The sequence below is a fragment of the Herbaspirillum rubrisubalbicans genome, assembly GCF_003719195.1.
Lineage (GTDB): Bacteria > Pseudomonadota > Gammaproteobacteria > Burkholderiales > Burkholderiaceae_D > Herbaspirillum > Herbaspirillum rubrisubalbicans.
In genome coordinates, this window is sequence record NZ_CP024996.1 from 298,331 (window position 1) to 323,564 (window position 25,234).

A 25,234-nucleotide genomic window follows, 5' to 3' on the forward strand; every position below is an offset into this window, starting at 1 on the left:
ACCGGGTCTGACTGGGTTCAGACGGGGGCTTATCTTGTCCACAACCGTTGGTGCAAGCTCATCCTGGGGCCGTCAATGACCAGCCCCAGGAGTACATCCTTATTCGGTGGGCTTGCCCTTGGCCGGCTTGGGGTAGACCTTGAGCACGTCGATCGGCTGGGCGTAGGAAGAACTCCAGGTCTGTTCATGCAGGGCTGCCACGCGCTGGGCCATGGTAGCGTCGTGCAGCACCACTTCCAGGTTGCGCGAGTTATCCAGGTAACCACCGGACCAGTTGCTGGTGCCGATCCAGGCGACCTGGCCATCGATGCTCATGGCCTTGGTGTGGATCACCCGGGCAAAGGGAATGAAGCCGGTGGAGGCCTGCGGCAGGGTGACGATGCGGATTTCCACGTTGGGCAGCACGGCCAGGCTTTGCAGGTAGTGGATGGCGGGCGCCTCGGTGTTCCAGTTCGACACCATCAGCTTGATCTTGACGCCGCGTGCGGCGGCCGCGCGCAGGGCATCATCGATCACGGCGTAGTAGGGGCGGGTATGGTGGGGGCCGTAGGATAGTGGCGCATAGTCCAGCAACTGCACCCGTACCTCGTGCTGGGCCTGGCCGATCAGGCGCACCAGTTCGCTTTGCGAGTCGCCCACGCCCGGCGGGTTGTAGGCATTGGGGCTGGCCACCAGGTAGTTGCCACGCGCCACATCGGCCGGCACCACGCTGTGATTGAGCACGGTTGGTGGTTGGCCGGCGGCAATGGCGGCCTGCGCCGCCCAGTCGATTTCGAAGATAGCCTGCACCTGCGCTGCCACGGTGGCGTCGGTGATCTTCAGGCCGGTTTCGTGGATGTGCGAGAACGAGCGCCAGTCGAAGTTCTGGCTGCCCACGTAGGCGGTCTTGCCATCGACCACGAAATACTTGGCGTGGATGATGCCGTTGCCGGTCATGCGGGAATAGTCGAGCTGGCGGAATTCCAGGTTGGGAATGCGCTTGAGCTTCTCGATGGTGGCCGGTACCGAGGCGAATTCACCCTTCTTTTCCATCAAGAAGCGGATCTTCACGCCGCGCCGTCCGGCTGCCTCCAGATGCGCCATGATGTCGTCCAGCGCCTCGCCATCCTGGCCGGCTACGTAGAACTGGCCGAACACGATCTCGTGCCAGGCGCTGTCGAACATTTCCTTCCACACCAGCGCCGCATCGCGCAGGTCGGGGGTGGCCAGCGTGGTTTCACGTGGGACCGTGTGGACCAGCTCGAATCCCGGAATGGCGAATTGGGCATGGGCGTTGACTTGCAGGCAGAGCGCCAGGCCCAGGGAGGCGGCCAGGCGCACCAGAATGCGGCGCGGGGGATTCATCATGGCGATGTCAGATCAGGCGACGTGCAGCTTGTTGTTCGATTGGGAGGTCGGTTGCGGCTGGCCGGGTTGCAGGTTCTGGCGACCCACGCAGGCGCGCAGCATCAATACCTTCAGGTGATCATTGATGCGTTCGATGCGTTCCTGGAACAGGTTGAAGAAGAACATACCGACCACAGCAATGCCGATGCCCAGTGCGGTGGCATAGAGTGCGGTACCGATGCCCTGCGACACCTGACCGGGATCGGAAACGCCCTGGACGGCCAGCGCCTTGAAGGTGTCGATGATGCCCAGGATGGTGCCCAGCAGACCCAGCAGCGGGGCGGCGGTGACAATGGTATCGAGGATCCAGAGGCGCTGTTGCACTTCGCCGCGCTTGGCGATGTAGACCGATTCGCTGAAGTCTTCCAGGTCTTTCTCGGTGTGCAGGTGATGCTTTTCGGCCAGGATGTCCGACACCAGGGCCAGCGGCAGGCTGGGGCGGGTGGTCAGTTCGGTCGGCAGTTCCTTGAGGTGTTGCACGGCGTGGGTCATGGCGCGCTCCAGGCCGCTGGCCTGGCGCATGGTGTAGCCAAAGAACAGGCCGCGTTCGACGATGACGAAGATGGCCAGCGCAGCGCAGGCATACATCAGGTAGAAAGCCAGTTCGTGGAGTAAGTTCATGTTCATGCTTGCCTCTCTTGCAGTGGTGGGGCGGCGCTGGCTGCAGGCCGCCCCGGTTCAGGCCGCGATCAGAAATCCGCGGTCAGGGTAACGGTGAAGGTGCGCGGGGCACTGACGTAGAGCGAAGGGGCAGAGCCAGCCACGCCATTGACCGCCACGGCGTTGGTGGTGAACTGGCTGCCGCTGCCGCCGTTGAGGTTGAGGTACTGCTTGTCGAACAGGTTGTAGACGTTCAGACGCACGGTGGGCTTCTTCAACCAGGTGCTCGACGCGAAGGTCATGCCGGCGCCGGCGTTGAAGACGGTGTAGCCACCCAGTGCATCGTCGTTGACCAGCGTGGTGTAGCGGCGACCGGTGTACTTGCCCTGGCCGAACACGTACCAGCCATCCTGTTGATACTGCAGCGACAGGCCCGACAGCCAGTTCGGGGTATCCGGGAATTCCTTGCCCGAGGTCGGCAGGAATTGCGAGGCACCGTTGCGCAGGTCTTGCTTCATCTTGGACTTGATGTAGGACAGCGAGCCATACATGGACAAGTTGCGGGTGAAGGCATAACCGGTTTCCAGTTCCATACCGTGCGAGGTGGAGTCGCCTACGTTGTAGTCGGTCTTGTTGTTGGTGTCCGGGTTGTAGGCGCTGGCGATACGGTTGTGGTAGTCGATGTAGAACAGCGAGCCCGACGCCATCCACTTGTCGGTGTTGTAGCGATAGCCGAGGTCATAGTTCCAGGAGGTTTCCTTGTCCACCGGCACGTCGCGCTGGGTGGCGCCGACCAGCTGGCCATTGACGATGGTACCGCCCGAGAGCAGGCCGAAGTAGGAGAAGTTGCCCGGTGCCTTGAAGTTCTTGGCGGCATTGAAGAACACCGACTGCTTTTCGTCCAGCTGGAAGCGCACACCGACGCTGGGCAGGAAGTCGGCGTAGTTCTTCTTGACCTTGTAGAAGGCGGCGCTGGAATAGCTGTTGGTGCCGCTGGTCGAACCGGTGCTCGGGTAGTTGGTGAAGTCGCGGTCAATCGAGGAATAGCGACCACCCACTTGCACGTTGAGCTTGTCGTTCATCATGCTGATGCTGTCTTGCAGGAAGATCGACTGGGCCGTGCTGACGGTCATGGTGTCGCGATACTGCAGGAAGGAGCCATCGGCATTGCGCAGCCACAGATCGGAATTGTCCTGCCACAGGTTGGCGATGTTGCCGTTGTTGTCCACACGGCTGAACGGACCGGTCTGCTGGTGACGCGCGCGTTCGACCCAGTAGCCTGCCAGGATGCGGTGGTTGTCCAGTTGCTGGTTGAACTTGAAGGTGATACCCGGACGGTAGGTGCGGGTGCGGCTGCCTTCGTAGGCGTAGACGGTGTCCAGACGGTCGCCGTCGCCATTGACGTCGGCCGCGCCGCCGCCCAGTTGGCTGGCGCCGGCGACACCACCTTCACGCACGGTCTGCAACTGGTTGCCGCCGGTGCCGAAGCCATACCAGAAGTAGGGATCGACATCGATGCTGGAGGTCGGGCTCAACTGGAAGTGGGCATTGATGGTGCCCAGCCAGTTTTCGAAGGGGTTCAGGTTATAGGCGTAGTAGGCGTTGTTGGCGATGTTGTTCGCAACATTGGGACCATAGGTGGTGTCGTTCTGGGCCAAGCCGGCTACCGCCGGCTGGTGTTGCGGCACGATGTTGCCGAAGTCGGCATTGGGGCCCAATTGGGCGATCTGGGCCTTGGTCAGCGAACGGTAGTTGTTGTTGAGCTGACGGTTGTAGAGCACGTTGGCATTGATGAAGCTGCCCTGGCCGAGATCGAAGTTGCTGCCGAAATCGACGTGGTCCTTGATGGCGCCGCCCGGGCCCTTGAACTTGTCGGCGGTGGTCTTGGAATACGATATGAAGAACTTGAACTTGTCATCGAACAGCTTGCCCGAGTCAAAGCGCACATAGCGCTTCCACAGGCTGTTGGAGCCGAAGGCGTTGGTCACGCGGATGCGCTGCTTGTCTTCCGGCGAGCAGAAGGTCATACCGATGTTGCCGCCGGTGGCGCCCACGTGCGGGGCTTCGGTATCGGTCGAGCCTTGCGTGACGAAGACGTTGCACAGATTGTCCGGCTCGGTGTACTCCTGCGGATAGACCGCGAAGTTGCCGGAGTCGTTGACCGGTGCACCGTTGATGGTGAAGCCCAACTGGTCGCTGTTGAAGCCGCGCACACGGATGTTGCCGCCAAACAGGCCCGTGCCGTCGTTGTCATAGGTATTGACGCCCGGCAGCAGGTTGATCATCTGGTAGGGCGTGCCGGTGGGCGACTGCTTTTCGATGTAGTCACGGTTCACCGAGCTGCGCGCCTTGGGCGAATCCTCGGCCTGGATCAGGCCGGTGGCAGCTGCCGTGCCAGCGCTGGCGCTGCCGCCTTGTACGGTCACGGTGCCGACATCGGTGGTGGTCTGGGCGAAGGCCGGCGCGCCGGCCATGAAGAGCCCGGATATCAGCAAGGACAGCCGGGTGAGTTTGCATTGCATGTCGTGTTCCCCTGAGAGTTGGTGGACTGCGTGTTGAAATCGATAGCGTGGGCGTCAGACTGGAATGAATTCCAGGTCGGCCGTAAAGCGGTGCGTGGCCTCACCCTTGTAGGCGTCTTCCGGGAAGGGTGCGAAGTTGGCGCGATTGATGGTCTTGCGAGCGGCATCATCGAGCAGCATGGAATTCGATGAACTGTCGATACCACTGTCGACCACGCTGCCATCGCGCTTCAACACGAACCACACGCGCACCTTGCCTTGCGGTCGCAGCGTGCTGGCTTCGCGGCCGGTCGGGTAGCGTTTGATGCTGTTGAGGTGCGCGCGCAACTGGCCCACATAGGTCTGTTCTACGTGCGCCGTGTTGGAGGGCGGCGGGGCCGGCGGCGTGGTGGGCGCGGCCTGCACCGGTGGCGTGGCCGGAGCGCTGGCCTGCGGCTTGGCAGCCGGCAGGATGGGGGCCTCGGTCGACGGCGTGGTCGGTTCCACCGGGGCCGGAGCTTGCTTGACCGGCGCGGGTTTGGCGACCGGCTTGGGCGCTTCCTGTTTCTTGGGTGGTTCCACCGGCTTGGGCGGCGGCTCGATCTGCGGCTTGGGTTGCGGCGGCGGTGGAGGCGGCAATTCCATCAGCGCGATCTGTACCGGTTGCGGATCTTCCTTGCGCTTCAATTCGGTGGCCTTCTGTACGCCGGCCAAGATCAGCACCGCCAGCACCACCAGTGAAGGCAGCGTGGCCAGCTGCTCGCGGAAGCGGAAAAAGAGAGGGACGTTCATCATCACTGCTTGCGGGTAGCGATCGAGATGGAATCGAAACCGCCCTTCTTGAGCGTATCCATGACATCAACCAGGCGTTGCACCTCCACGCCGCGGTCGCTATTGATGATGAGATTGAGTTTCTCGCCTTCCTTGCGCAGCTTGTCCAGGTGTGCGGTGAGGCCATCCAGGTTGGTGTTCTCGCCGTCGACCTGGATCACGTCATCCTTGGCGATGGTGATGATGGCCTTGGTCTGGGGTTTGAGATCCTGGGCCGTGGACGAACTGGGCAGCTGGGTCTTCAGGCCCAGTGCCGGGATCACGTTCAGGCTGATCAACACGAAAAACACCAGCAAGAACATCATCACGTCGATCATCGGAATGATCTCGACGCGGGCCTTCCGTTTTTTGGGTTCGTCCCAACTGCGCATACCACACTCCTCGAAGCTTCGTTATACGATCTGTAGCGCTATAGTTTTTATAGCGATGCGCAGCGTAGCGAGGAAATATGTCGTGCGTATTACACCATGCGGGTTGCAGTTAAGAACGTTCGCGCGGCAGTGGTAGTCGGGGCAGTAATGCGAGCAACAGCTTGCACAGATAGACCACCATCAACGAGCCCAGCAGGTCGCCGATGGACATGACGATCAGGCCGCTCCAGAAATCCGGGTAGACCCCGCGCATGACGAACCAGATCAGCTGGAACAGGGGATTGGAAAGCGCATAGAGCAGGATGCAGGCCATCAGCCGAGTGGTGGTGAGATTACCGAGGTTGCGTCCCAGGTCCATGCCCGAGAGCGTGAGCCGGTAGGCCAGGTAGGGTGCACCGGCCGAGATCAGGCAGTAACCTGCGGCGGCTACCAGATCCTGTGGGAATAGCTGGTAGGTGGCGGCCGTAGCCAGCGAGCCGATCAGCAGACCCACGCAGCCGGCTTCGGCAAAGAGCAAGGTACAGATCAGGCGCACCCCGGCCGGCAGGTAGATCCAGGCGATGCCCTCGGTGAACTGGGTGCGCCGGAACAGCCATTCATTGATGGTATAGAACAAGAAATAGCACAGTGCCGTGCCGGCGATGGCGGCCAGGTGGATGCGCAGGGAGGAACGCGAAGCGGGTGAGGCGTGCATGGCGGGGGCGGCTGGGGGCAGAGACATGCGGAACGGCGCGTATGTTACCTATTTCGCTGGCCGGGTGCACCTCAACAATTTTCATCAATGTGGCGTGCCAGCCTCGCCAATCGGGACGTAAAACTATCCTTTGCATCGAATTACAGTTCTTGCAGGCTTGGATATTGCACGTTTGGCCGGGCCCGGCGTATGATTCGCTATCAATTCTGGAACAATACTGGAACCAAGAAAGTACGCTGCAATCAATATCCAGGCTTGAATAACGACAACCAACTCCAGCGTCATATGGGTAAAAACAAGAGGCCGGCAGATATCTACCTGCGTTTTCTGCAACTGGCCGAAGCACTAAGGGGATTGCCTGCACTACCCACCCTGGATCCGCTCGAAGATCGGATCCTGGCTTTCATCGCCCGCGCCGGCCAGGAGCAGCAGCGGTTGTCGGTGCGCGACCTGATGGCGCAGAGCGAATTCGGCTCGCCGGCCATGCTTCATGCAAGGATCAAGTCGATGCGCGAAAAGGGCTGGATTGTCCTGGCCGATACCGAAGATCCGCGTCGCAAGCAGGTCGAGCTGAGCCAGGCCGCCTGGCTGCATTTCGACAAACTCTCCAAGTGCCTGGTGCAGGCCACGCGCGACAAATAAGCTTCGTCCAACCGATTGGAGCGGCAGATTTTACTCATTCCTGCTTTGGTCAACGCCTGGAAACACCCGGCCGCTACTTGCCTGCCGCTGGGCAGTCCTTGACTTCCTGTTGATCCCTCTTCCGCCCGCAAGGCGCTGCGACGGTCGCCGATTCGCTCGGTGTCTTTTGTCGCCCTTGTGTTATCGACTGAACAATCATTCCGGGGCGGCATGTTGCTTGCTTCAAACGCTCTCCAAGTCCCGTGCAGACAAGCCCGGTGCTTTTCTATATGATTGCCGGCCCCAAAAAGAAGGAGTGATCGATGGCGAACGCGTGCGGTGTGGATTTCGGTACCTCCAATTCCACGGTCGGCTGGCAGCGCCCGCAGGCCGGTGATTCCCTGCTGCTGCCGCTGGAAGACGGGCGCGCTACGCTGCCATCGGTGGTGTTCTTCAATGCCGATGAAAACAGTTTCAGCTATGGCCGTGCCGGGCTGGGTGAATACCTGGCCGGCTATGAGGGCCGTTTGATGCGCTCATTGAAGAGTCTGCTGGGGTCGGGCGCCATTGATGGTCAGACCGAGGTCGGCGGCCGGGCGCTGCCCTATCGCGGTCTGCTGTCGCAATTCATCGGCGAACTCAAGCAGCGTGCCGAGCGCGCCGCCGGCACCGCCTTTTCCCAGGTGGTACTGGGCCGCCCGGTGCATTTCGTCGATGATGATGCAGCTGCTGACCAACTGGCCCAAGATACGCTGGAACAGATCGCACGCGATGTCGGTTTCAAGGACATCGCCTTCCAGTTCGAACCGATTGCTGCCGCTTTCGACTACGAGTCGCGCATCGATAGGGAAGAGCTGGTCTTGATCGTCGACATCGGCGGCGGTACCTCCGACTTTTCGCTGGTGCGCCTGTCGCCGCAACGGGCATCGCGCAGCGAGCGGCGCGACGATATCCTGGCCAATGGAGGCGTGCACATCGGCGGTACCGACTTCGACAAGTATTTCAGCCTGGCCTGCGTGATGCCGCTGCTGGGCTTGGGCGGGCGCCTTCTGGGCAATGCCGAGATCCCCTCCAGCTATTACTTCAACCTGGCCACCTGGCACACCATCAACCAGCTCTACACTCGCAAGGCCTGGCAGCAATTGCAGGACGTCGCGCGTGAAGTGGCCGACCGCGAACGCTTTGCCCGACTGCTGGACGTGGTCGAGCAGCGCTGCGGCCATTGGCTGGCGCTGCAGGTGGAGGCCGGCAAGATTGCTCTGTCCTCGGCCGACCAGACCCTGCTGGATCTGGAACGCCTGCGCAAGCCCGAGCAGTTGCAATTGCAGCGCAGCGACTTCGACGCCGCCGTCGACCACCTGGTGCAATCGGTGGAGCAGACTGTACTGGCGCTGTTGCAGCAGGCCGGTTTGCGCGCCGATGACATCGATAGCGTCTTCTTCACTGGTGGCTCCAGCGGCGTGCGCCTGTTGCGCGAACGCATCGGCGCGCTGGCGCCCAAGGCCAGGCATGTGGAAGGCGACCTGTTCGGCAGCATCGGCAGCGGGCTGGCCATCGATGCCGTGCGCAAGTTCGCTTAAGTTTAGGGCCTGTTCACATTTAATCTCGCAGATTAAATGTGAACAGGCCCTAGAGTTCAGAGCATCGCCAGCGGCTGCTTGCGCCTTGGCGGCGGGAAGGCCGCATCCAGTTCCTTCAGGTCGGCCGCCGTCAGTTGCAGATCGAGGCAGGCACGGTTGGCCTGGACGTGGGCTGTGTCGGCCGCCTTGGGAATGGCGATCACGCCGGGCCGGCGCAAGACCCAGGCCAGCGCCACCTGTGCGGGTGTCACCCCGTGGCGTTGCGCCACTGTACCCAGGGTAGCGTTCTTGAGGATGCGTCCCTGCTCAATGGGCGAGTAGGCCATGATGGCTACGCCCTGTTCCAGCGCCTGCGGCAGCAGGTCGTATTCGATGCCCCGGCGTGACAGGTTGTAGAGCACCTGATTGCACAGGTAGTGGCTGCCTTGCGGTTCCTGCAGCAATTCGTCAATGTCATCGCTATCAAGATTGCTCACGCCCCAGCCGCCGATCTTGCCCTGCGCGACCAATTTCTCCATGCCCTCGACGGTGGCCGCCAGTGGATGCGGGCCGCGCCAATGCAGTAGGTAGAGCTCGATGTGGTCGGTACCCAGGCGCTTCAGGCTGGCTTCGCAGGCGGCGATGGTGCCGCGCTGGCTGGCGTTGTGCGGCAAGACCTTGCTGACCAGATAGACCTGTTGGCGGCGTCCGGCGATGGCCTGGCCGACGATGCGCTCGGCATTGCCATCGGCGTACATCTCGGCGGTATCGATGAGGGTCATGCCGAGGTCGATGCCGGCTTGCAGCGCGCGCACTTCGGTGGCCGCGGCGGCGCCGGATTCGCCCATGTTCCAGGTGCCTTGGCCGAGGGTCGGGACTTGCGCACCGTTGCGCAGCGTGATCAAGGGGATCTGCTTCATGCGGGCTCCATAAGAAGGTGGCGGGAAAACATTAGAACCCATTTTGGCCATCGGTTCATCAAGCTGCCTTATCCTCTTGCCTTTCCTTTCTGCAACATCCATGCGGCCAGCGCCGATTGTGGCCGCGCGTAACTACTGGCATGATCGCAGCCAATCAAAACAAAAGGGAAATTGGGGGTAATCCATGCTGCGTCGTTTGCGTACCGCCTTTGGCAAATACTGGGCTCGCTGGCTGCTGGCGCTGGTACTAGCCGGCATGGCCGAGGCGGTGGTGATGAATGTGCTGCCCAATCGTCTGGTGGAGCGGCTGGACCTGTTCTTCTACGACTTGCGTATGCGGGTAACCCAGCCCTATCTGGACCCGCGCATCGTCATCATCGACATCGATGAGAAGAGCATCGCCGAACTGGGGCGCTGGCCCTGGAGCCGCGATGTGGTGGCGCAACTGGTCAAGCAGATGACCCAGACCTACCAGGCGCAGTCGGTGGGCTTCGACGTGGTCTTTGCCGAGCCCGACAACACCTCCGGCTATGGCCGCCTGGAAGACTTGGCGCGCGGCCCCTTGAAGGACGTGCCGCAACTGGCCCAGCAATTGCGCCTGCTCAAGCCGCAGATGGATTACGACGCCCGTCTGGCCGCGGCCTTGCAGGGGCAGCCGGTGGTCATGGGCTATGCCTTTTCCAGCGAGCCGGGGGCTGTCACCAAGGGCCAGTTGCCGCCCCCTGCCTTCAGCCTGGCCGACCTCGGCGGCCGTGATCTGGATGTGATCGATTGGCGCGCCTATGGCGCCAACCTGCCGCAGTTGCAGGCGGCCGCGCGTGCCGGTGGTTTCTTCAACCAGGTGCCCGGTGACGATGGTCTGGTGCGCGCCGTGCCGCTCATCGCCCGTTATGGCAACCAGTTCTATGAGTCGCTGGCACTGGCCACCGCCCGCGTGGCGGTGGACGGCAAGCGCATCAAACCGGTGTTTCTGACCACCGCCGATGGCCTCATGGAAAGTCAGAAATACGACTACGGCGCCTTGGCTGGCATTGCCGTGCAAGCGCGTCCGCAACCCTTGTTCATACCGGTGGAGCGCGGCCTGACTACCCTGGTTACCTATCGTGGCCCGGGCGGCCCCAATGGCGGCGCCTTCCGCTACGTACCGGCAGTCGACGTGATCCGTGGCACCTATCCGCATGAGCAGCTCGATGGCCGCATCATGCTGGTGGGCACCACCGTGCCGGGCTTGAACGACTTGCGGGCCACGCCGGTCAATGCCATCTATCCGGGGGTGGAGATCCATGCCAACCTGATCGCTTCCATCCTCGACGACGACTTCAAGTCCCGCCCCGACTTTGCCCAGGGTTATGACGCCTTGCAGGTCGCGCTGGTGGGTCTGCTGCTGGGCTTGCTGCTGCCCATGCTGGGGCCGCTGGCCTCGATGTTGCTGGCGCTGGGCAGCGCCGCGGCCTTGGGCGGGTTGAATTTATGGCTCTACAATGGCGCCGGCATGGTGCTGCCGCTGGCCACCAGCATCCTGCTGGTGCTGCTGCTGTTCATCAGCAACCTGGCCTGGGGCTATCTGTTCGAATATCGCAACCGCAAGGCCATCGTCAACCTGTTCGGTGAATACGTGGCACCGGAGCTGGTGGCCGAAATGGCGGCCAATCCGGCCAGCTACAACATGGAGGGTGAAATCCGTGAACTGTCGGTGATGTTCTCCGACGTGCGCGGTTTCACCACCATCTCCGAAAGCCTGCAACCCAACGAGCTGCGCGAATACATCAACGTCTACCTGACCGCCATGTCCGAAGACATCCGCGGCAATCGCGGCACCCTGGACAAGTACATCGGTGACGCCGTCATGGCTTTCTGGGGCGCACCGCTGGATGTGCCGGATCACGCTGCTCGAGCCGTGGCCACGGCGTTGAAGATGCAACAGACCACGCTGCAACTGAACCAGGAATTCACGCGTCGCAACTGGCCGCCGCTGAAGATCGGCATCGGCATCAATAGTGGCCAGATGCGCGTGGGGGACATGGGTTCCAAGATCCGTCGTGCCTATACGGTCATGGGGGACGCGGTCAACCTGTCCTCGCGACTGGAGGCGATTACCAAGGTCTATGGCGTGGGGGTGCTGGTGGGTCAAGCCACGCGCCTGGCTGCGCCCCAGTTCGCCTACCGTGAACTGGACCGGGTGCGCGTCAAGGGCAAGAACGAACCGGTACCGATCTATGAACCGCTGGCCCTGGATACTGAACTCGATGTCGCCACGCGCGTCGAGGTCGAGCAATGGCATGAGGCACTTGCGCTGGTGCGCGCGCAGCGCTGGGATGAGGCGCAGGCGGCGTTGCAGGCGTTGCAGGCGGTTCAGGCACGTGGGCTCTATACGCTCTATCTGGAGCGCATTGCCCATTATCGAGAGGCGCCACCGCCGGCCGACTGGGATGGCGTGACCACCTTCGAGACCAAGTAGGCCAGTGATGCGTGGCGAGCAAATGTTCCTGGCAATCGGTTCTACGTGAAATTATTCACATCCACGTTGCAAAAATAATTTCCCCACGGAAAGCAAACTCGGTTCAACGTGTCGCAATCGCCCGCCAGAAGCGGTTTTTCGTCGATTGTTATCGACTCGGCAAGCACTAGTCACTATACTTCCCTTCATATAAGCGCGATGCCGCCCAGCAAGGCGGCAGCGCAGCCGGCAGCGATCCATCCGCCCTCCAAGAAGCGGAAACATTGGTGTCGTGCATGTCTGCGTCAGGGGTTCCTTCTCGTGTTTTCGTTTCCGTGGTCAGGCCACAAGTCGTGCCGACCACGCTGCGCGTTGCCGTCATCCTCGGGTGGGGTAGCCGCATGGGATCACGGTAACGAGACCGGGGCAGAGGGAGCGAGGCCGATTGCGGTCCGTGAACAAGAAAACTGGGAGGGCTCGCCGGGGGCGGGCCGCAAAGACCATGAAACGATGCGTTGAGCATTATGGGGTGGCGATGGCGTTGTTGGGCAGCGCCTGGGGCGCCATCGCACAACCGGTGGCGGCACCCGTCGCGGCCGTCATGCAACAGGCCACCGCGCCACTGCCCGAGGATGAGCGCTTCGATATCCGTCGCTTCGCCATCGAAGGCAATACCCTGTTAAGCCAGACTCGCCTGGATGAGGTGGTAGCCCCCTTTACCGGCAAAGGCCGTGTCTACGGCGATATCCAGCAAGCCCTGGAAGCCGTGGAAAATGCCTATCGCAGCGCCGGCTACACGGCCGTGCAGGTGAGCGTGCCGGAACAGGAATTGAGCCAGGGCGTGGTGCGCCTGCAAGTGCTGGAAACGGTGGTGGGCAAGGTGGTGGTCAGCGACAACCGCTACTTCAGCCAAGAGAACATCCGCGCCAGCATCCCCGGCCTGCGCGAGGGCAGTTCGCCCAACCTGCGCAGCATTTCCGAAGCGGTACAACTGGCCAACGACAACCCGGCCAAGCAGGTCAACGTCACGCTGACGGCCTCCGAGACCACCAACCAGATCGATGCCGCCATCAACGTCAAGGACGACAAGCCGCTGCGCGTCATGCTCAACCTGGACAACAGCGGCAGCGCCGACACCGGGCACTGGCGTACCGGCGTGGCCGTGCAGCATTCCAACCTGTTCAATCGCGACCACGTGGCCACGGTAGCCTATACCACTTCGCCCGACAGCCCGTCCGGTGCCAAGGTGGATCTGTACTCGCTGGGTTACCGCCTGCCGATGTATGGGCTGGGTGACAGTCTCGACTTCATTTACGGCAAGTCCAATGTCAGCTCAGGTCAGACGCTGGCGCTCAATTCCACCCTCAACATCACTGGCCGTGGCGAGATCTATGCGCTGCGCTGGAACCATTTCTTTGCCCGTAGCGGCGAGTGGAGCAGCAAGCTGGTCTTCGGGGCCGATTACAAGAAGGTCGATTCGTCCTGCAACATCAGTGGTGGCCTGCTCAATGGCGCATCGCTCAATACCTGCCTGCCCTATTCGACGCTGCCGCTGTCGGTGTCCTACAGCGCCCAGCGTCAGGGCGTGGGCCAGGTGCTGGACTACAACCTCGGCATGGCGCGCAACATGGCCACCGGCCAGGCGCGCAGCAACGATGCGCTGCAGGTGACTGACCGCTATTCGCTCTTTACCGGTTCGCGCAAGTCGATGGACAACTTCATCGCCATCCGTGGCGGCGCGTCCTGGCTGAAGGCTTTCGAAAGCGACTGGCAAGTGCGCCTGGCGAGTCTCTTGCAGGTGTCGCCCCATGCCTTGCCGGCGGTGGAGCAGTTCGGCCTGGCGGGTGCCAATGCCGTGCGCGGTTTCACCGAACGTGCAGTGGCCGCCGACAGTGGCGTGATCCTCAACAGCGAAATCTATACCCCCGACCTGCTGGTCAAGAGCGAGCTGCGCGGCAATCTGCGCCTGCTGGCCTTTGTCGATCTCGGGCGCGGTGCCAACAACAATGTCACGGCCGCCTCGACGCAGCCTTCCACGGTGACGCTGGCCAGCTTCGGTGCCGGCCTGCGCTACATTCTCGGACGTGACGTCAGCCTGCGCCTGGACGTGGCGCGCGTGCTGCTCAATGGCAATTCGGCCACCGAACAACGTGGCGATCTCAACGCCCACTTGAGCGCAATCCTGGGGTTCTGACATGACATCGACATCCACTCCCGTGCAAACTCCGGTCCAGCCGGCCATCGCCCTCTTGCCGCCGTCCATCACGGTACGCGTGGGCAAGCGCAAGCTGACCCTGTCCTGGCGTGCGCGCAAGCCCTTGCCGGTCTTGCTGTCGCGCCTGTTGCGCCGTTCCTGGCTGCGCGTGCTGGCGCCCTGCCTGCGCATCTCGGTGGCGGCTGCCGCCGTCTGCGGCGCCTGGCAGGCACCGGTGCTGGCCGCCGCGCCGGCGCCGGGCGCCTTGCCCACCGGCTGGAGCGTGGTCAATGGCAACGTCAGCTTCAACCAGAACGGCAATACGCTCAACATCAACCAGCTTTCGCCGCAGGCCATTGCTCGCTTCGCTTCCTTCAGCATTGGTTCGGATGCCGCTGTCAACGTGGCCCAGCCCAGCAGCAGCGCGGCCTTGCTGGCCAAGGTCAGCGGGTCTGACATCTCGCAGATCTACGGCAAGCTCTCGGCCAATGGCACGGTGGTGTTGTACAACCCCAATGGCGTGGTGATCGGTCCCAGCGGTACGGTGGATGCGGGGCGTTTCATCGCCACCTCGCTTGCCATCAGCGACAGCGACTTCCTGGCCGGCAAGCTCAATTTCGCCAAGGATGGCAGCGCCGGTCTGGTAGATAACCAGGGCAAGATCAATTCGGCCACTGGCGGCAGTGTCTATCTGATCGGCGGCAGCGTCTCCAACAGCGGCATCATCGCCAGCCCGCAGGGCGAGGTGATCCTGGCGGCTGGCCAGACCGTCACGCTGGCCGATACCGCCACCCCAGGCGTGACGGTGAACGTCACCGGCAGCGCCGGCAACGTCACCAACCTGGGCACGATCACAGCCGAGGCTGGACGCATCGGCGTGGCGGCCGGCTTGATTACCAACAGCGGCGTGATCAACGCTTCCAGCGTGGTACGCGAAGGCGGACGCATCTTCCTGCGCGCTGCCGGCAACCTCACCACCACCGCCAATTCCAGCATCAGCGCCGATGGCACCACGGGGGGCAACGTCACGCTGTATGCCCAGAACAAGGCCTTCATCGATGGTGATGTCTCGGCCACCGGGGCGCCGGGCAAGGGCGGTTTTGTCGAGACTTCGGGCTTGCAGCAACTAGATGTGGTGAAGGTGCCAAAGGTCGGTTCGGGTGGCACTTGGCTGATCGATCCGTCTGATCTGGAAGTGGTGCCCAGTGGCACCCTCGCCGGTAGCCAGGATGGAGATGGCGCCTATGCAGTGACATCCTCTTTGGGCGGTTCGCAGATCAGCGCCAGCACCATCAACAGCCAACTCAACAACGGTACCAGCGTCACGCTCACCACCGGTAGCGTTGGTCTGCAGGATGGCAATATCACCGTCAGCGCCGACATCAGCAAGACCACAGGTGGGAATAGCACGCTCACGCTGCAGGCTGGTAACAACATCAGCATCAACGCCAACATCATCAGCACATCGGGTCAGCTCAATGTCAACCTGAAAAGTGGCTATAGTCCGCTATCGATGAGTCTGCTCTCCTTCGTCGAGAGCGAGAGTCCAAGTCACTTGAGCACCGTCGGTAACGGCGCGCGCGTCGTGCTCAACGGCGGTTCGCTCACTGTCAATGATGGCTCCAACAGTGGCGACCTCCTCATCAGCAATGGTACGGTCGATCTGGGTAGCGGCACGCTCAATGCGCGCGCCGTGCAGTTGAACAGCGCAGGCGTGCTCACGCTCAATGGCGGCCAGGGCAGTATTGATTCGCTCAATAACAGTGGCACGGTGAACCTGGCTTCGAGCAGCGGCAACCTTTCCGTCGGCAGTGGCGGTATCACCAACAACGGCACGCTCAACATCAGTTGCATGAGTGTGACCAGCTCGCAGGGGAACATGACCAACAATGGCACCTTGACCTTGAGCAACGGCGCCTCCCTGAGTGCGCTCAATATCACCAACAACGCCAACGCTACCATCTCCGGCAATGGCACCCTGAGCGCCACCAACAGCGGCTCCATCGATAACTATGGGACGCTGTCCCCCGGCGGCTCCGGGACGGTGGGGACGTTGACCATTAGTGGCGGCAAATTCGAGCAGCACGACAGTGGCAAGATGCTCATCGATATCGGCTCCAATGTGAGTGGCGGATATGATCAGATCACCTTCGTCGGTAACACCTCGGTGACGCTCAACGGCACCTTGCAGACCCACCTGCTCAACAACTACACCTCCAGCAGTGTCCTGCAGCCCTTTGGCAACAAGGCTGTCGGTGGTTATTTCCGCTACGTCACCGGTGACGTGATCACCGTGGGCGGTGCAGAGCAGATGGTCAAGGCGTCCTATGGTGACGGCATCCTTGGCTTGTCCTTGCGTGGCGCCGAGACCTTCCAGGCGTCCGAGGCCGGCGATTGGGGCTCTCACTATAGTTGGAGCAGCGATGGCAGCAGTTATCTGCCGACCCAGATCGACCATGTGGTCGTTGGTCAGAGCGCCAACCTGAGTCATCAGAGCGGCAATGACGTGGTCGCCAGCGTGGAACTGGACGGTAGCGGCACGCTGAATCTGTCGGGAGGCAACCTGACGGTGCGCAATACGGCCACCATCAATGGCACGGCCAACGTCAGTGGTGGCACCTTCATCGTCAATGGCAACACCAGCGGCAGTGGCACCATCACCATCGATAGCTCCAGTTCGCAGAGTTGCTCGGATTGTCCGAGCCAGCGTCTGGCCGGGCCGGTATCCCCCACCACGCTCGGCAATGTGACCCTCAACAATACCGCCCAATCCACACTGACAGTACAGCTCAACCAGGGCAACCTGACCCTGGGCGGCAACGTGCACCTGGCCAGGCTGACCGTCTCGGACGGCACGGTCACCGGCAACACCGGCTCGCGCCTGGTGGCGGACTACTTCAGCCAGCAGGGCGGCAACCTGAGTCTGGCCGATGCCTCGTTCTCGCTCACTTGCGGTACGCTGGCCGTGGGCAATATCACGGCCAACAACCTGGAACTGAATGCCAGCGGTGAGCTGGCTCAGAACGATGGCACCAGCCTGCATGTGAAATCGCAGTTGATCGCCGCAGCCAGCACGGGCATCAGTCTCAGTAATTCCGGCAACCAGATCGCCGGCTTTGCCGCCAATAACAGCGGCGCTGGCGACATCACGCTCAAGAATACGCTCAACACTACCGACGCCAGTGCCGTCAGCATCAATGGAGTATCGACTGCCACCGGCAACGTCAGCATCGACAACACCGGCGGCGTGATCACTTCGGCCATCGGCAGCAAGGCCGATTTCCTGGGGAGCCTGCCGCTCAATAGCGATGGCTCGACGGTCAGTGCATCGAGTCGCCTGGCTACGCTGGGCATCAACAGTACCGGTCAGTTAAAGAGTGCCAATGGTTCGGTCAGCGTGGTCACGCACAGTCCCTTGACCATTGGTGCCGGCGGGGTCAGTGCTACTGGCACCATTACGCTGACGGCCAGCGCCTCTTCGGGTAATAACGATACCCTGATCGTCAATGGCGTCCTGGTATCCACCGGGGGCAATATCACCCTGTCAGCCGGCGATACGATGACCATCAACGCCAACATCTCCACCTCGCCTCCGGGGGTAGCTTTGTTCTCGGTACAGTCGGGCCAGGTGATCGGCTATGCGCAGGGGGTGACCATCAGGGATGCCAATGGTACGCGCACGCCAGTGACAGCCAGCACGACCAATGCCAATAGCAGTAGCACCTCCAGTTCCGGCGTCAGCAACAGCAGCAGCACCGTCGTCTCCGCTCCTAGCCAGACCACCCAGATCGTCCAGCAACAGCAGAACCAGCAGAGTCAGAATCTGCAGACCACCGTGAGCAAGGTGCAACTGTCCGACACCACGGGATACCAAGCCACCACCGTGATCCAGCAGAACAACAGCAGCGGCCAGACCACAGGCGGCACTTCCGGCAATTTCGGTGATGAAGGCGGGGAGCGCAAGCAGAACAAGAAACCGCTGCCGATGTGTACCTGACCCAATGGATAACGTGATACCCATGAAATCGTTCAAGCAAAACCTGCCGGTTTGGTTCCGGCATTCTGTTGCCGGAACCGCCTGGCTGGGCCTGGTGCTGTGGCTGCTGTTGGCGGCCACGCTGGCCCATGCGCAATCGCAGCCGGTGGGCCAGGTGACCCACCTGTCGGGCGTACTCAGCGTGCGTCATGCCGATGGCACGCGCATGGTGCTGGCGGTGAAATCGGCGATCCTGCAAGGCGATACCTTGATCACCGAGCGCGAGACCTATGCCCGCGTCAAGTTCCTCGACAATGCCGAGATCGTGTTACGTCCCGGCACCGAAGTGGCGGTCAACAAGTACATCTATGATGAGAAGGAGCCGAAGAACGATTCGGTCGCCATCGGCTTGGTCAAGGGCGGCTTGCGTGCGGTCACAGGCCTGGTCGGCAAGCGCAATCACGAAGCCGTCAGCTTCGACACGCCTACGGCCACCATCGGTATTCGTGGTACCCACTTCGGCGCCCTGTACTGCCAGAACGATTGCGCCGGCGTGCCCACCCCCAGCGGCCAGCCGCCTGCCAATGGTTTGCATGTGGACGTGGTGAGCGGTGCCATCCAGGTCACCAACCCGAGCGGATCACAGCTCTACAGCGCGGGCCAGTTCGGCTTCGTGCCCTCGATCGGCCAGCCGCCGGTGATCGTGCCGCCGGCTCAGGGTGTGACGGTGACCATGCCCACGGCCATCAGCAGCAATGGCAACAGCGGTGTCCAGAAGATCGGTGCGGCCAAGCTTGATGCGTGCGTGGCGCAGTAGCCGCACGCCGTCCACGCCAATATCAAGGCATGAAAAAAGGGCGCCGCACGCAAGTGCCGGCGCCCTTTTTACCGAAGGTCGATGAATGGTGCGTGGTTCAGAATTCCAGCACGGTACCGGTGGCCAGCATGTGCGGATGATGAGGGCCGTGGCCAGAGCCGATCTCGGCGGTGATCTCTTGCAACTGGCCGGGTTTGGCGTGGGTCACCAGAACCTCGGGCCGGCCTTGCAGGTATTGCAGTTGTTCCAGCAGCAGGCTGGGGCACAAGTGCTTGGACAGCAGCGCCAGTTCGCGGTCGCGGTTGGCGAAGGCGGCTTCGATGATGAGGTAGCGTAGCTGCGGGATACGGTTGACTGCTTCCCACAGCGGCGGGCAGATGCAGGTGTCGCCGCTGAAGGCCAGCGCAGCGCCAGTGGTGTGGTTGCTGATCTGGTAGCCGACGGCCGGCACCGTGTGCTCGGCCGGCAGTGGCGTGATGCTGCGCTGGCCGATCGGCACCGCTTGGCCGACCTCGATGGTGGCAAAGCGCAGGAAGGGTTGCTCGGCATTGGGGATGACACTGAAGTCAGGCCAGATGTGCCAGTTGAAGATGTGCTTGCGGATGATCTCCAGCGTCGGTGCGGTGGCGTACATGGTCAGCGGGGCGCTGCGCAGGTCGCCCACGCTATCGATCATCAGCGGCAGACAGGCGATGTGATCCAGATGGGCGTGCGTGATGAAGACGTGATCGATGGCCGTCAGTTGCGCCAGCGACAGGTCGCCCACGCCGGTACCGGCGTCGATCAGGATATCGTCATCGATGAGCAGGGAAGTGGTGCGCATACCATTGCCACCGATGCCCCCGCTGCAGCCCAGAATTTCAACACGCATCGTTATTGCCGTTCATATGGTTGTGGGTTCACGCCAGACTGTCGCTGACTTCAATGGAACCTTGTTGCAGGCCGGAAACCCTTGACGGGTCTGGCTTTGCGGAAGGTGTGGCAAATTATGCAACAATCCTTCATGGTACGGGATTCGGCTCATCAGCGCAATCAGGATATCCCTCAATCCGGTGTAGACGGCCGCGATGTGGCAGGATGCTGCACAAGCGCAGAATTGAAGGTCAAATCCCCTCAAGCTCGCAGCAAGAGTGGATGCGTACTCATTCTAGAATCGTCATAATGCCGAAAAAGCATCTGCAAAGAAGCGCCGGAATTGCCCTCGGCAATCACCTCGCCATGTCCATCCGCCAACGCCTCAGGGAGTAGCATGTTGCCAGCAGTCCATCCAGCAGCCCACGCTTGCCAAGTCGGCCAGTGCCGTTACTGCCGCGCTGGGAAGGAGGCAGCATGAGTGTCCAGGCCAACATGCACGAGCTGGCGCCTACCGCTGGCGAGCACCGCGACATCGCCTACCGGCTGGAGCGACTGACCGATCTGTGCCGCGAGCTGGGCAGCAACCGCGACATCCCCATGTTGCTCGAACGCATCCTGCTGACCGCGCGCGACATCACCCGCGCCGATGGCGGCACGCTCTATCGCACCACCGACAATGGCGAGGCGCTGCGTTTCGATATCTCGGTCAACCAGACCCTGAAGATGCACCAGGGCGGCAGCAGCGGCCGCGCCGTCTCCACGCCCGAGATTGCTCTCACGCTGCCCGATGGCCAGCCCAATCTGAGCGCGGTGGCCGCCTACGCCGCCAATACCCGTCACTCGGTCAACATTGGCGACGTGTACCAGGCCAGTGGCTTCAATTTCAATGGAATGCGGCTCTTCGATGAGAAATATGGTTACCGCTCCAAGTCCATCCTGACCGTGCCGATGCAGGATCACGAGGGTGAACTGGTGGGCGTGTTGCAGCTCATCAATGCGATCGATCCCGACACTGGCGAGCCGCAGCCCTTCTCCGAGACCGATCAGCGCTTCATCGAAGCATTGGCGTCGCAGGCGGCCATGGCGATGACCAACCAGCAGTTGATCGGGCGCCTGGAAAACCTGTTCGAAAGCCTGATCAAGCTCATCAATATCGGTATCGGTGCCAAATCACCTCACACCGGTCGTCACTGCGAGCAGGTACCGCAACTGGCGATGATGCTGGCCGAGGCTGCGCACAACACCACCGAAGGTCCGCTGGCGGACTTCCGTATGACCGACGCCGACCGCCGCGAATTATGGCTGGCCGGACTGCTGCACGATTGCGGCAAGATCGGCACGCCCAGCCACATCGTGGAAAAGGCGACCAAGCTGGAAACCATTTTCGACCGCATCCACCTCGTCGATACCCGTTTCGAAGTCGTCAAGCGCGATGCCGAGATCGCACTGTTGCAGCAAAAACTGGCTCTGGGCGCGGCCTTGACCCCGGCCCGCGCAGCCGAGCTGGATGCAGCCTTCCAGGCCGAGCTGGCCAAGCTGGATGAGGAGCGCGCCTTCCTGCGCAAGATCAACTACGGCACCGAAGGAATGCGCCCGGAAGACCAGCAGCGCGTGCTGGACATCGCCGCGCGCACCTGGCGCGGCCCGGATGGCCAACTGCGCCAGTTGCTCGACGATGAAGAAGCGAGCAACCTGCGCATTCGCGCCGGCACCCTCAACGATGAAGAACGCGCCATCATCAACAACCACATCGTCATCACCATCAAGATGCTGGAATCCTTGCCCTGGCCCAAGCAACTGGCCCGTGTGACCGAGTTTGCCGGCGGCCATCACGAGCGCATGGATGGCAAGGGCTATCCCAAGGGACTCACGCGCGAGCAGATGTCGGTGCAGGCGCGTATCATGGCCGTGGCCGATATCTTCGAGGCGGTGACCGCCGTTGACCGCCCCTACAAGCGTGGCAATACGCTCAATGAGGCGGTGGAGATCCTGGCCGGTTTCAAGGCGCGTGACCACATCGACCCTGACCTGTTCGACCTGTTCGTGCGGGAACGCATCTATGAAAAGTATGCCGCCCAATTCATGCATCCCAGCCAGATCGACGAAGTCGACCTGTCGCGTATTCCCGGTCACGGGGGCTGAAAACGCAACGGTTGCGCCTAGCTGGGTTATGCTGATGGCTGCATAAAGTGTCCCAGTCATTGAAGACGCATTCGCGCCTTGCGATTGCGCATCGAGGAAAAGCATCACGTGTCCCAGGCAGTAACCCGATCTTCCGCTCCCGTCAGCCCACCCGCCAGTTTCCTGCGCCGCCATTGGCGCGGTGATTATTCGCTGGGCCGCTCCTATTGGCTGCATACCGTACTGCTGACGTCGCTGGTGCCGGCGCTGGCCATCTCGGTGCTGGCGCGCCTGACCAACGACATGCCGGCCCGCTATGGCATGGCCGGCGTGCTGGGCATCGCCGGTTTCAGCTACCTGGCCTGGACCTGGGGCGTATGCGGCTGCTGGCGCTCGGCCAGCAAGCACGTGGGCCGCGGTGGCCGACGTTGGGCCGAGGTGGTGGTCAAGTTCCTGATCCTGTGCGGCGTCATCAGTATGGCCACCAGCACGTGGCGTGCCGCCCATTCGCTACGTGAACAATTTGACATCGCCCTGGGCAAGCAGCTCGGTCCGCCCGTGGTCTATCAGGTACGGGTGGATGGCAAGTCGGTGCTGCTGCAAGGAGGGATGAACGATGGAGCAGCCGCTGGCCTGGATGCCATTTTGCAGCAGAACCCGAGCGTGACCACGGTGGTACTGTATTCTGCCGGCGGCTGGGTGCGTGAGGGCAAGCTGGTGGGCGAGGTGATCCGCCGTCGCCACCTCAATACCTACGTGGAGCAGGAGTGCTCTTCCTCCTGCACGCTGGCCTTCCTGGCCGGTCGCGACCGCGCCATGGACCCGCGCGCGCACATCGGCTTTCATACGCTCTATACGGTCGGCGGCGATGACCGCATCAACAAGAGCTTCGACCGCAAGCTGACCTTCGACACCTATGGCAAGCTGGGCCTGCCGCATGAGTTCATCGAACGCATCGCCGACACCCCCGCGGCCCAGAGCTGGTACCCGGAACTGGGCCAGTTGCTGCAAGCCGGGGTGTTGACCCGCCTGGCGCCTGGCGGCGAGACCGCCCAGATCGCCACCATCGCCACCTCGCGCGACATCCTGGAGGCCGAATTCAAGAAGGGCGCCCTGTTCGACATCATGGCGCGCTACCACCCGGCTGATTTCGCCCGCACCATCGACCTGGCCTGGGCCAAGGTGCAGGCGCACGCTTCGGATGCCGAGATCCTGGCAGTGGGACGCGAGCAGATCGGACTGCTGAGCCGGCGCCTGCTGCCGATTGCCTCGGACCAATCGCTGGCCGAATTCCAACAATTGCTGCTTGATGAAGCCCTGGCCCTGCGCGGCATCAGCGCGGCGGCCTGCACCGAGCTGATCTATCCGCGCTCGCGTGCCGATGCCGCAGCCGGTCGCGAGGCGCCGCAATCGGTGCTGCCGCAGGAATTCGCCAATCGCGAGCAACAGATGACCCAGCGCCTGCTGCGTGATGCCGATCCGGCCAATGCCGGCCGCTACAGCCTGGCCGAGCGCACCCGCGTCATCCGCAAGGCCCTGGCGCCGTTGACCCAGGAGCAATTGAAACTGCTGTCCTCGCCGCTGCGCCGCCAGGCCGACCCCGATGCCACCTGCGATGCTTCCATCGCCTACCTGCAGGCGGTCAACCAGTTGCCCCCGGAGGATAAGCGCATGGCCCTGCGGGTGTTGTATTCCCGCCCATAGCACCTCGGCGGGGATGCTGCATTGCGGTAAAATGCGGGCTCACCTCATGCCAGCCGCGCGACCTGTTGCGTATGACATCCCGGCGTGTCTCACCTGATGTACCGCTTGTCGTTCTCTTTTTTCGCAGCGCCCCTGGCTGCGCCTGCTCACTCCCTGCCCATGACGACCATCGCCACTCCCCCTTCGCGCCTGCGCGAGCTGCGCCAGAACGTACTGGCCGGACTGACCACCTCCTTCGCCCTGGTGCCCGAGTGCATTGCCTTCGCCTTGGTGGCGCAATTGAATCCGCTCATGGGTTTGTATGGCGCCTTCTTCATCTGCACCATCACCGCGCTCTTCGGTGGCCGCCCCGGCATGATCTCCGGCGCGGCAGGCTCGATGGCGGTAGTGATCGTGGCGCTGGTGGTGCAGCATGGCGCGCAATATTTCCTGGCCACGGTGGTGCTGTCGGGGCTGATCATGCTGGCCTTCGGCGCACTCAGGCTGGGCAAGCTGGTGCGCATGGTGCCGCATCCGGTGATGCTGGGATTCGTCAATGGCCTGGCCATCGTGATCGCCCTGTCGCAGCTCGAACATTTCCGCCTCCATACCGACTCCGGGCTGCATTGGCTGCAGGGCTCGGCCCTGCTCATCATGATCGGGCTGACGCTGGCCACCATGCTGATAGTATGGCTGCTGCCGCGCGTGACCAAGGCCATCCCGCCAGCCCTGGCAGCCATCCTCACGGTCGGCCTGGTGACCTACGTCAGCGGCCTGCACACCCGTACCCTGGGCGACATGGCGCAGATTGCCGGCGGCTTGCCACCCTTGCATTGGCCCAGCGTGCCGCTGAACCTGGAGACCTTGCGCATCGTCGGTCCCTATGCGGTATTGATGGCCATCGTCGGCCTGCTGGAAACGCTGCTGACCTTCAATCTCACCGATGAAATCACCGCCAGCCGCGGCCAGCCCAACCGCGAATGTCTGGCGCTGGGCGCGGCCAACATCGTCTCGGGCCTGTTCGGCGGCATGGGCGGCTGCGCCATGATCGGCCAGACCATGATCAACCTTGGCTCGGGCGGCCGTTCGCGTCTGTCCGGCGTGGTGGCGGGCGTGATGATCCTGTTGTTCATCCTGTTCCTGTCGCCGGCCATCGAGCGCATCCCGCTGGCGGCGCTGGCCGGGGTCATGTTCGTGGTGGCGCAGGAAACCTTCGCCTGGGGTTCGCTGCGGGTGCTGGGCAAGGTGCCCAGGAGCGATGCGTTGGTCATCATCGCCGTGACCATCATCACGGTCTTCACCGACCTGGCCGTGGCAGTGCTGTGCGGCATCGTGATTGCCGCGCTCAACTTCGCCTGGCAACACGCGCGCGAAGTGCGCGCCGAGCAGCGCGACGAGGCAGACGGCAGCCGCACCTACCTGCCGCATGGCACCCTCTTCTTTGCCTCCACCACCCGCTTCCTGGAATTGTTCGATACCCAGAATGACCCGCAGCAGGTCACGCTGGATTGCCGTTATCTGCGCCTGGCCGACCACTCCGCCATCGCCGCCGTGCAGACCCTGGCCGAGCGCTATGTGCGCGCCGGCAAGGTATTGCGCGTGGTGGCCCTGTCGCAGCGTTGCAGCCAGTTGCTGCAGCGGGCCGGGTTGCCGGACGTGGCCTGACGC

General features: G+C 62.3%; 17 protein-coding genes. 9 read left to right on the forward strand and 8 right to left on the reverse strand.

Translation table 11 applies throughout. From position 1 onward, the window contains the following. Positions 1-99 precede the first annotated feature (99 nt). From RC54_RS01360 to RC54_RS01385, 6 genes are all read right to left on the reverse strand, one after another. Positions 100-1,347 (reverse strand): phospholipase D-like domain-containing protein, encoded by a 1,248-nt coding sequence (locus RC54_RS01360; protein WP_061789470.1) that lies wholly within the window; start codon positions 1,345-1,347, stop codon positions 100-102. Positions 1,348-1,359: 12 nt separating this feature from the next. Beyond that, entirely contained in the window at positions 1,360-2,013 is a 654-nt protein-coding gene (locus RC54_RS01365) for a MotA/TolQ/ExbB proton channel family protein (RefSeq protein ID WP_058893966.1), read from the reverse strand. A 62-nt stretch (positions 2,014-2,075) separates the two neighbouring features. Next, positions 2,076-4,508: a TonB-dependent receptor gene (locus RC54_RS01370; RefSeq protein WP_058893967.1), complete on the reverse strand. Its 2,433-nt coding sequence runs from the start codon at positions 4,506-4,508 to the stop codon at positions 2,076-2,078. Positions 4,509-4,562: 54 nt separating this feature from the next. Next, positions 4,563-5,282, reverse strand: a complete 720-nt coding sequence (locus tag RC54_RS01375; protein WP_061789471.1) for a TonB family protein — start codon at positions 5,280-5,282, stop codon at positions 4,563-4,565. Then, positions 5,282-5,689 carry an ExbD/TolR family protein gene (locus RC54_RS01380; RefSeq protein ID WP_058893969.1) on the reverse strand — a complete coding sequence of 136 codons (408 nt, stop codon included), beginning with the start codon at positions 5,687-5,689 and terminating at the stop codon, positions 5,282-5,284. The genes RC54_RS01375 and RC54_RS01380 overlap by 1 nt, the downstream gene beginning before the upstream one ends. A gap of 109 nt (positions 5,690-5,798) precedes the next feature. Then, positions 5,799-6,410 (reverse strand): hypothetical protein, encoded by a 612-nt coding sequence (locus RC54_RS01385; RefSeq protein WP_231738893.1) that lies wholly within the window; start codon positions 6,408-6,410, stop codon positions 5,799-5,801. 258 nt (positions 6,411-6,668) lie between these two features. Here RC54_RS01385 and RC54_RS01390 point away from each other — a divergent pair, with 258 nt between their 5' ends. Then, entirely contained in the window at positions 6,669-7,025 is a 357-nt protein-coding gene (locus tag RC54_RS01390; RefSeq protein ID WP_017455108.1) for a MarR family transcriptional regulator, read from the forward strand. 302 nt (positions 7,026-7,327) lie between these two features. Then, positions 7,328-8,584, forward strand: coding sequence for an Hsp70 family protein (locus tag RC54_RS01395; protein WP_058893971.1), 1,257 nt, complete (start codon positions 7,328-7,330; stop codon positions 8,582-8,584). A 56-nt stretch (positions 8,585-8,640) separates the two neighbouring features. Here the strand turns inward: RC54_RS01395 and RC54_RS01400 are convergent, their stop codons facing one another. Further along, entirely contained in the window at positions 8,641-9,483 is an 843-nt protein-coding gene (locus tag RC54_RS01400) for an aldo/keto reductase (RefSeq protein ID WP_058893972.1), read from the reverse strand. Between the two features lie 184 nt (positions 9,484-9,667). Here RC54_RS01400 and RC54_RS01405 point away from each other — a divergent pair, with 184 nt between their 5' ends. From RC54_RS01405 to RC54_RS01420, 4 genes are all read left to right on the forward strand, one after another. Continuing rightward, positions 9,668-11,941 (forward strand): CHASE2 domain-containing protein, encoded by a 2,274-nt coding sequence (locus tag RC54_RS01405; RefSeq protein ID WP_061789472.1) that lies wholly within the window; start codon positions 9,668-9,670, stop codon positions 11,939-11,941. Positions 11,942-12,422: 481 nt separating this feature from the next. Beyond that, positions 12,423-14,114 (forward strand): ShlB/FhaC/HecB family hemolysin secretion/activation protein, encoded by a 1,692-nt coding sequence (locus tag RC54_RS01410; RefSeq protein WP_082803096.1) that lies wholly within the window; start codon positions 12,423-12,425, stop codon positions 14,112-14,114. A gap of 1 nt (position 14,115) precedes the next feature. Beyond that, complete coding sequence (locus tag RC54_RS01415) at positions 14,116-18,111, forward strand: beta strand repeat-containing protein (RefSeq protein ID WP_082803097.1); 3,996 nt, start codon at positions 14,116-14,118, stop codon at positions 18,109-18,111. A 22-nt stretch (positions 18,112-18,133) separates the two neighbouring features. Next, positions 18,134-18,907: a FecR family protein gene (locus RC54_RS01420; RefSeq protein WP_061789475.1), complete on the forward strand. Its 774-nt coding sequence runs from the start codon at positions 18,134-18,136 to the stop codon at positions 18,905-18,907. Between the two features lie 97 nt (positions 18,908-19,004). On the opposite strand, the gene RC54_RS01425 is transcribed toward RC54_RS01420, so the two are convergent. Then, a complete protein-coding gene (locus RC54_RS01425) occupies positions 19,005-19,778 on the reverse strand; it encodes a 3',5'-cyclic-nucleotide phosphodiesterase (RefSeq protein ID WP_058893977.1) in 774 nt (257 codons plus the stop codon). A gap of 458 nt (positions 19,779-20,236) precedes the next feature. On the opposite strand from RC54_RS01425, the gene RC54_RS01430 reads away from it, so the two are divergent. The 3 genes from RC54_RS01430 to RC54_RS01440 all read left to right on the forward strand — a co-directional run bounded on the left by RC54_RS01430 (position 20,237) and on the right by RC54_RS01440 (position 25,231). Beyond that, positions 20,237-21,904, forward strand: a complete 1,668-nt coding sequence (locus RC54_RS01430; protein WP_058893978.1) for an HD family phosphohydrolase — start codon at positions 20,237-20,239, stop codon at positions 21,902-21,904. Between the two features lie 108 nt (positions 21,905-22,012). Beyond that, on the forward strand, positions 22,013-23,587 hold the full coding sequence (locus tag RC54_RS01435; RefSeq protein ID WP_231738896.1) for a COG3904 family protein: 1,575 nt from the start codon (positions 22,013-22,015) through the stop codon (positions 23,585-23,587). A gap of 159 nt (positions 23,588-23,746) precedes the next feature. Beyond that, positions 23,747-25,231, forward strand: coding sequence for a SulP family inorganic anion transporter (locus tag RC54_RS01440; protein ID WP_174526095.1), 1,485 nt, complete (start codon positions 23,747-23,749; stop codon positions 25,229-25,231). Positions 25,232-25,234 lie beyond the last annotated feature (3 nt).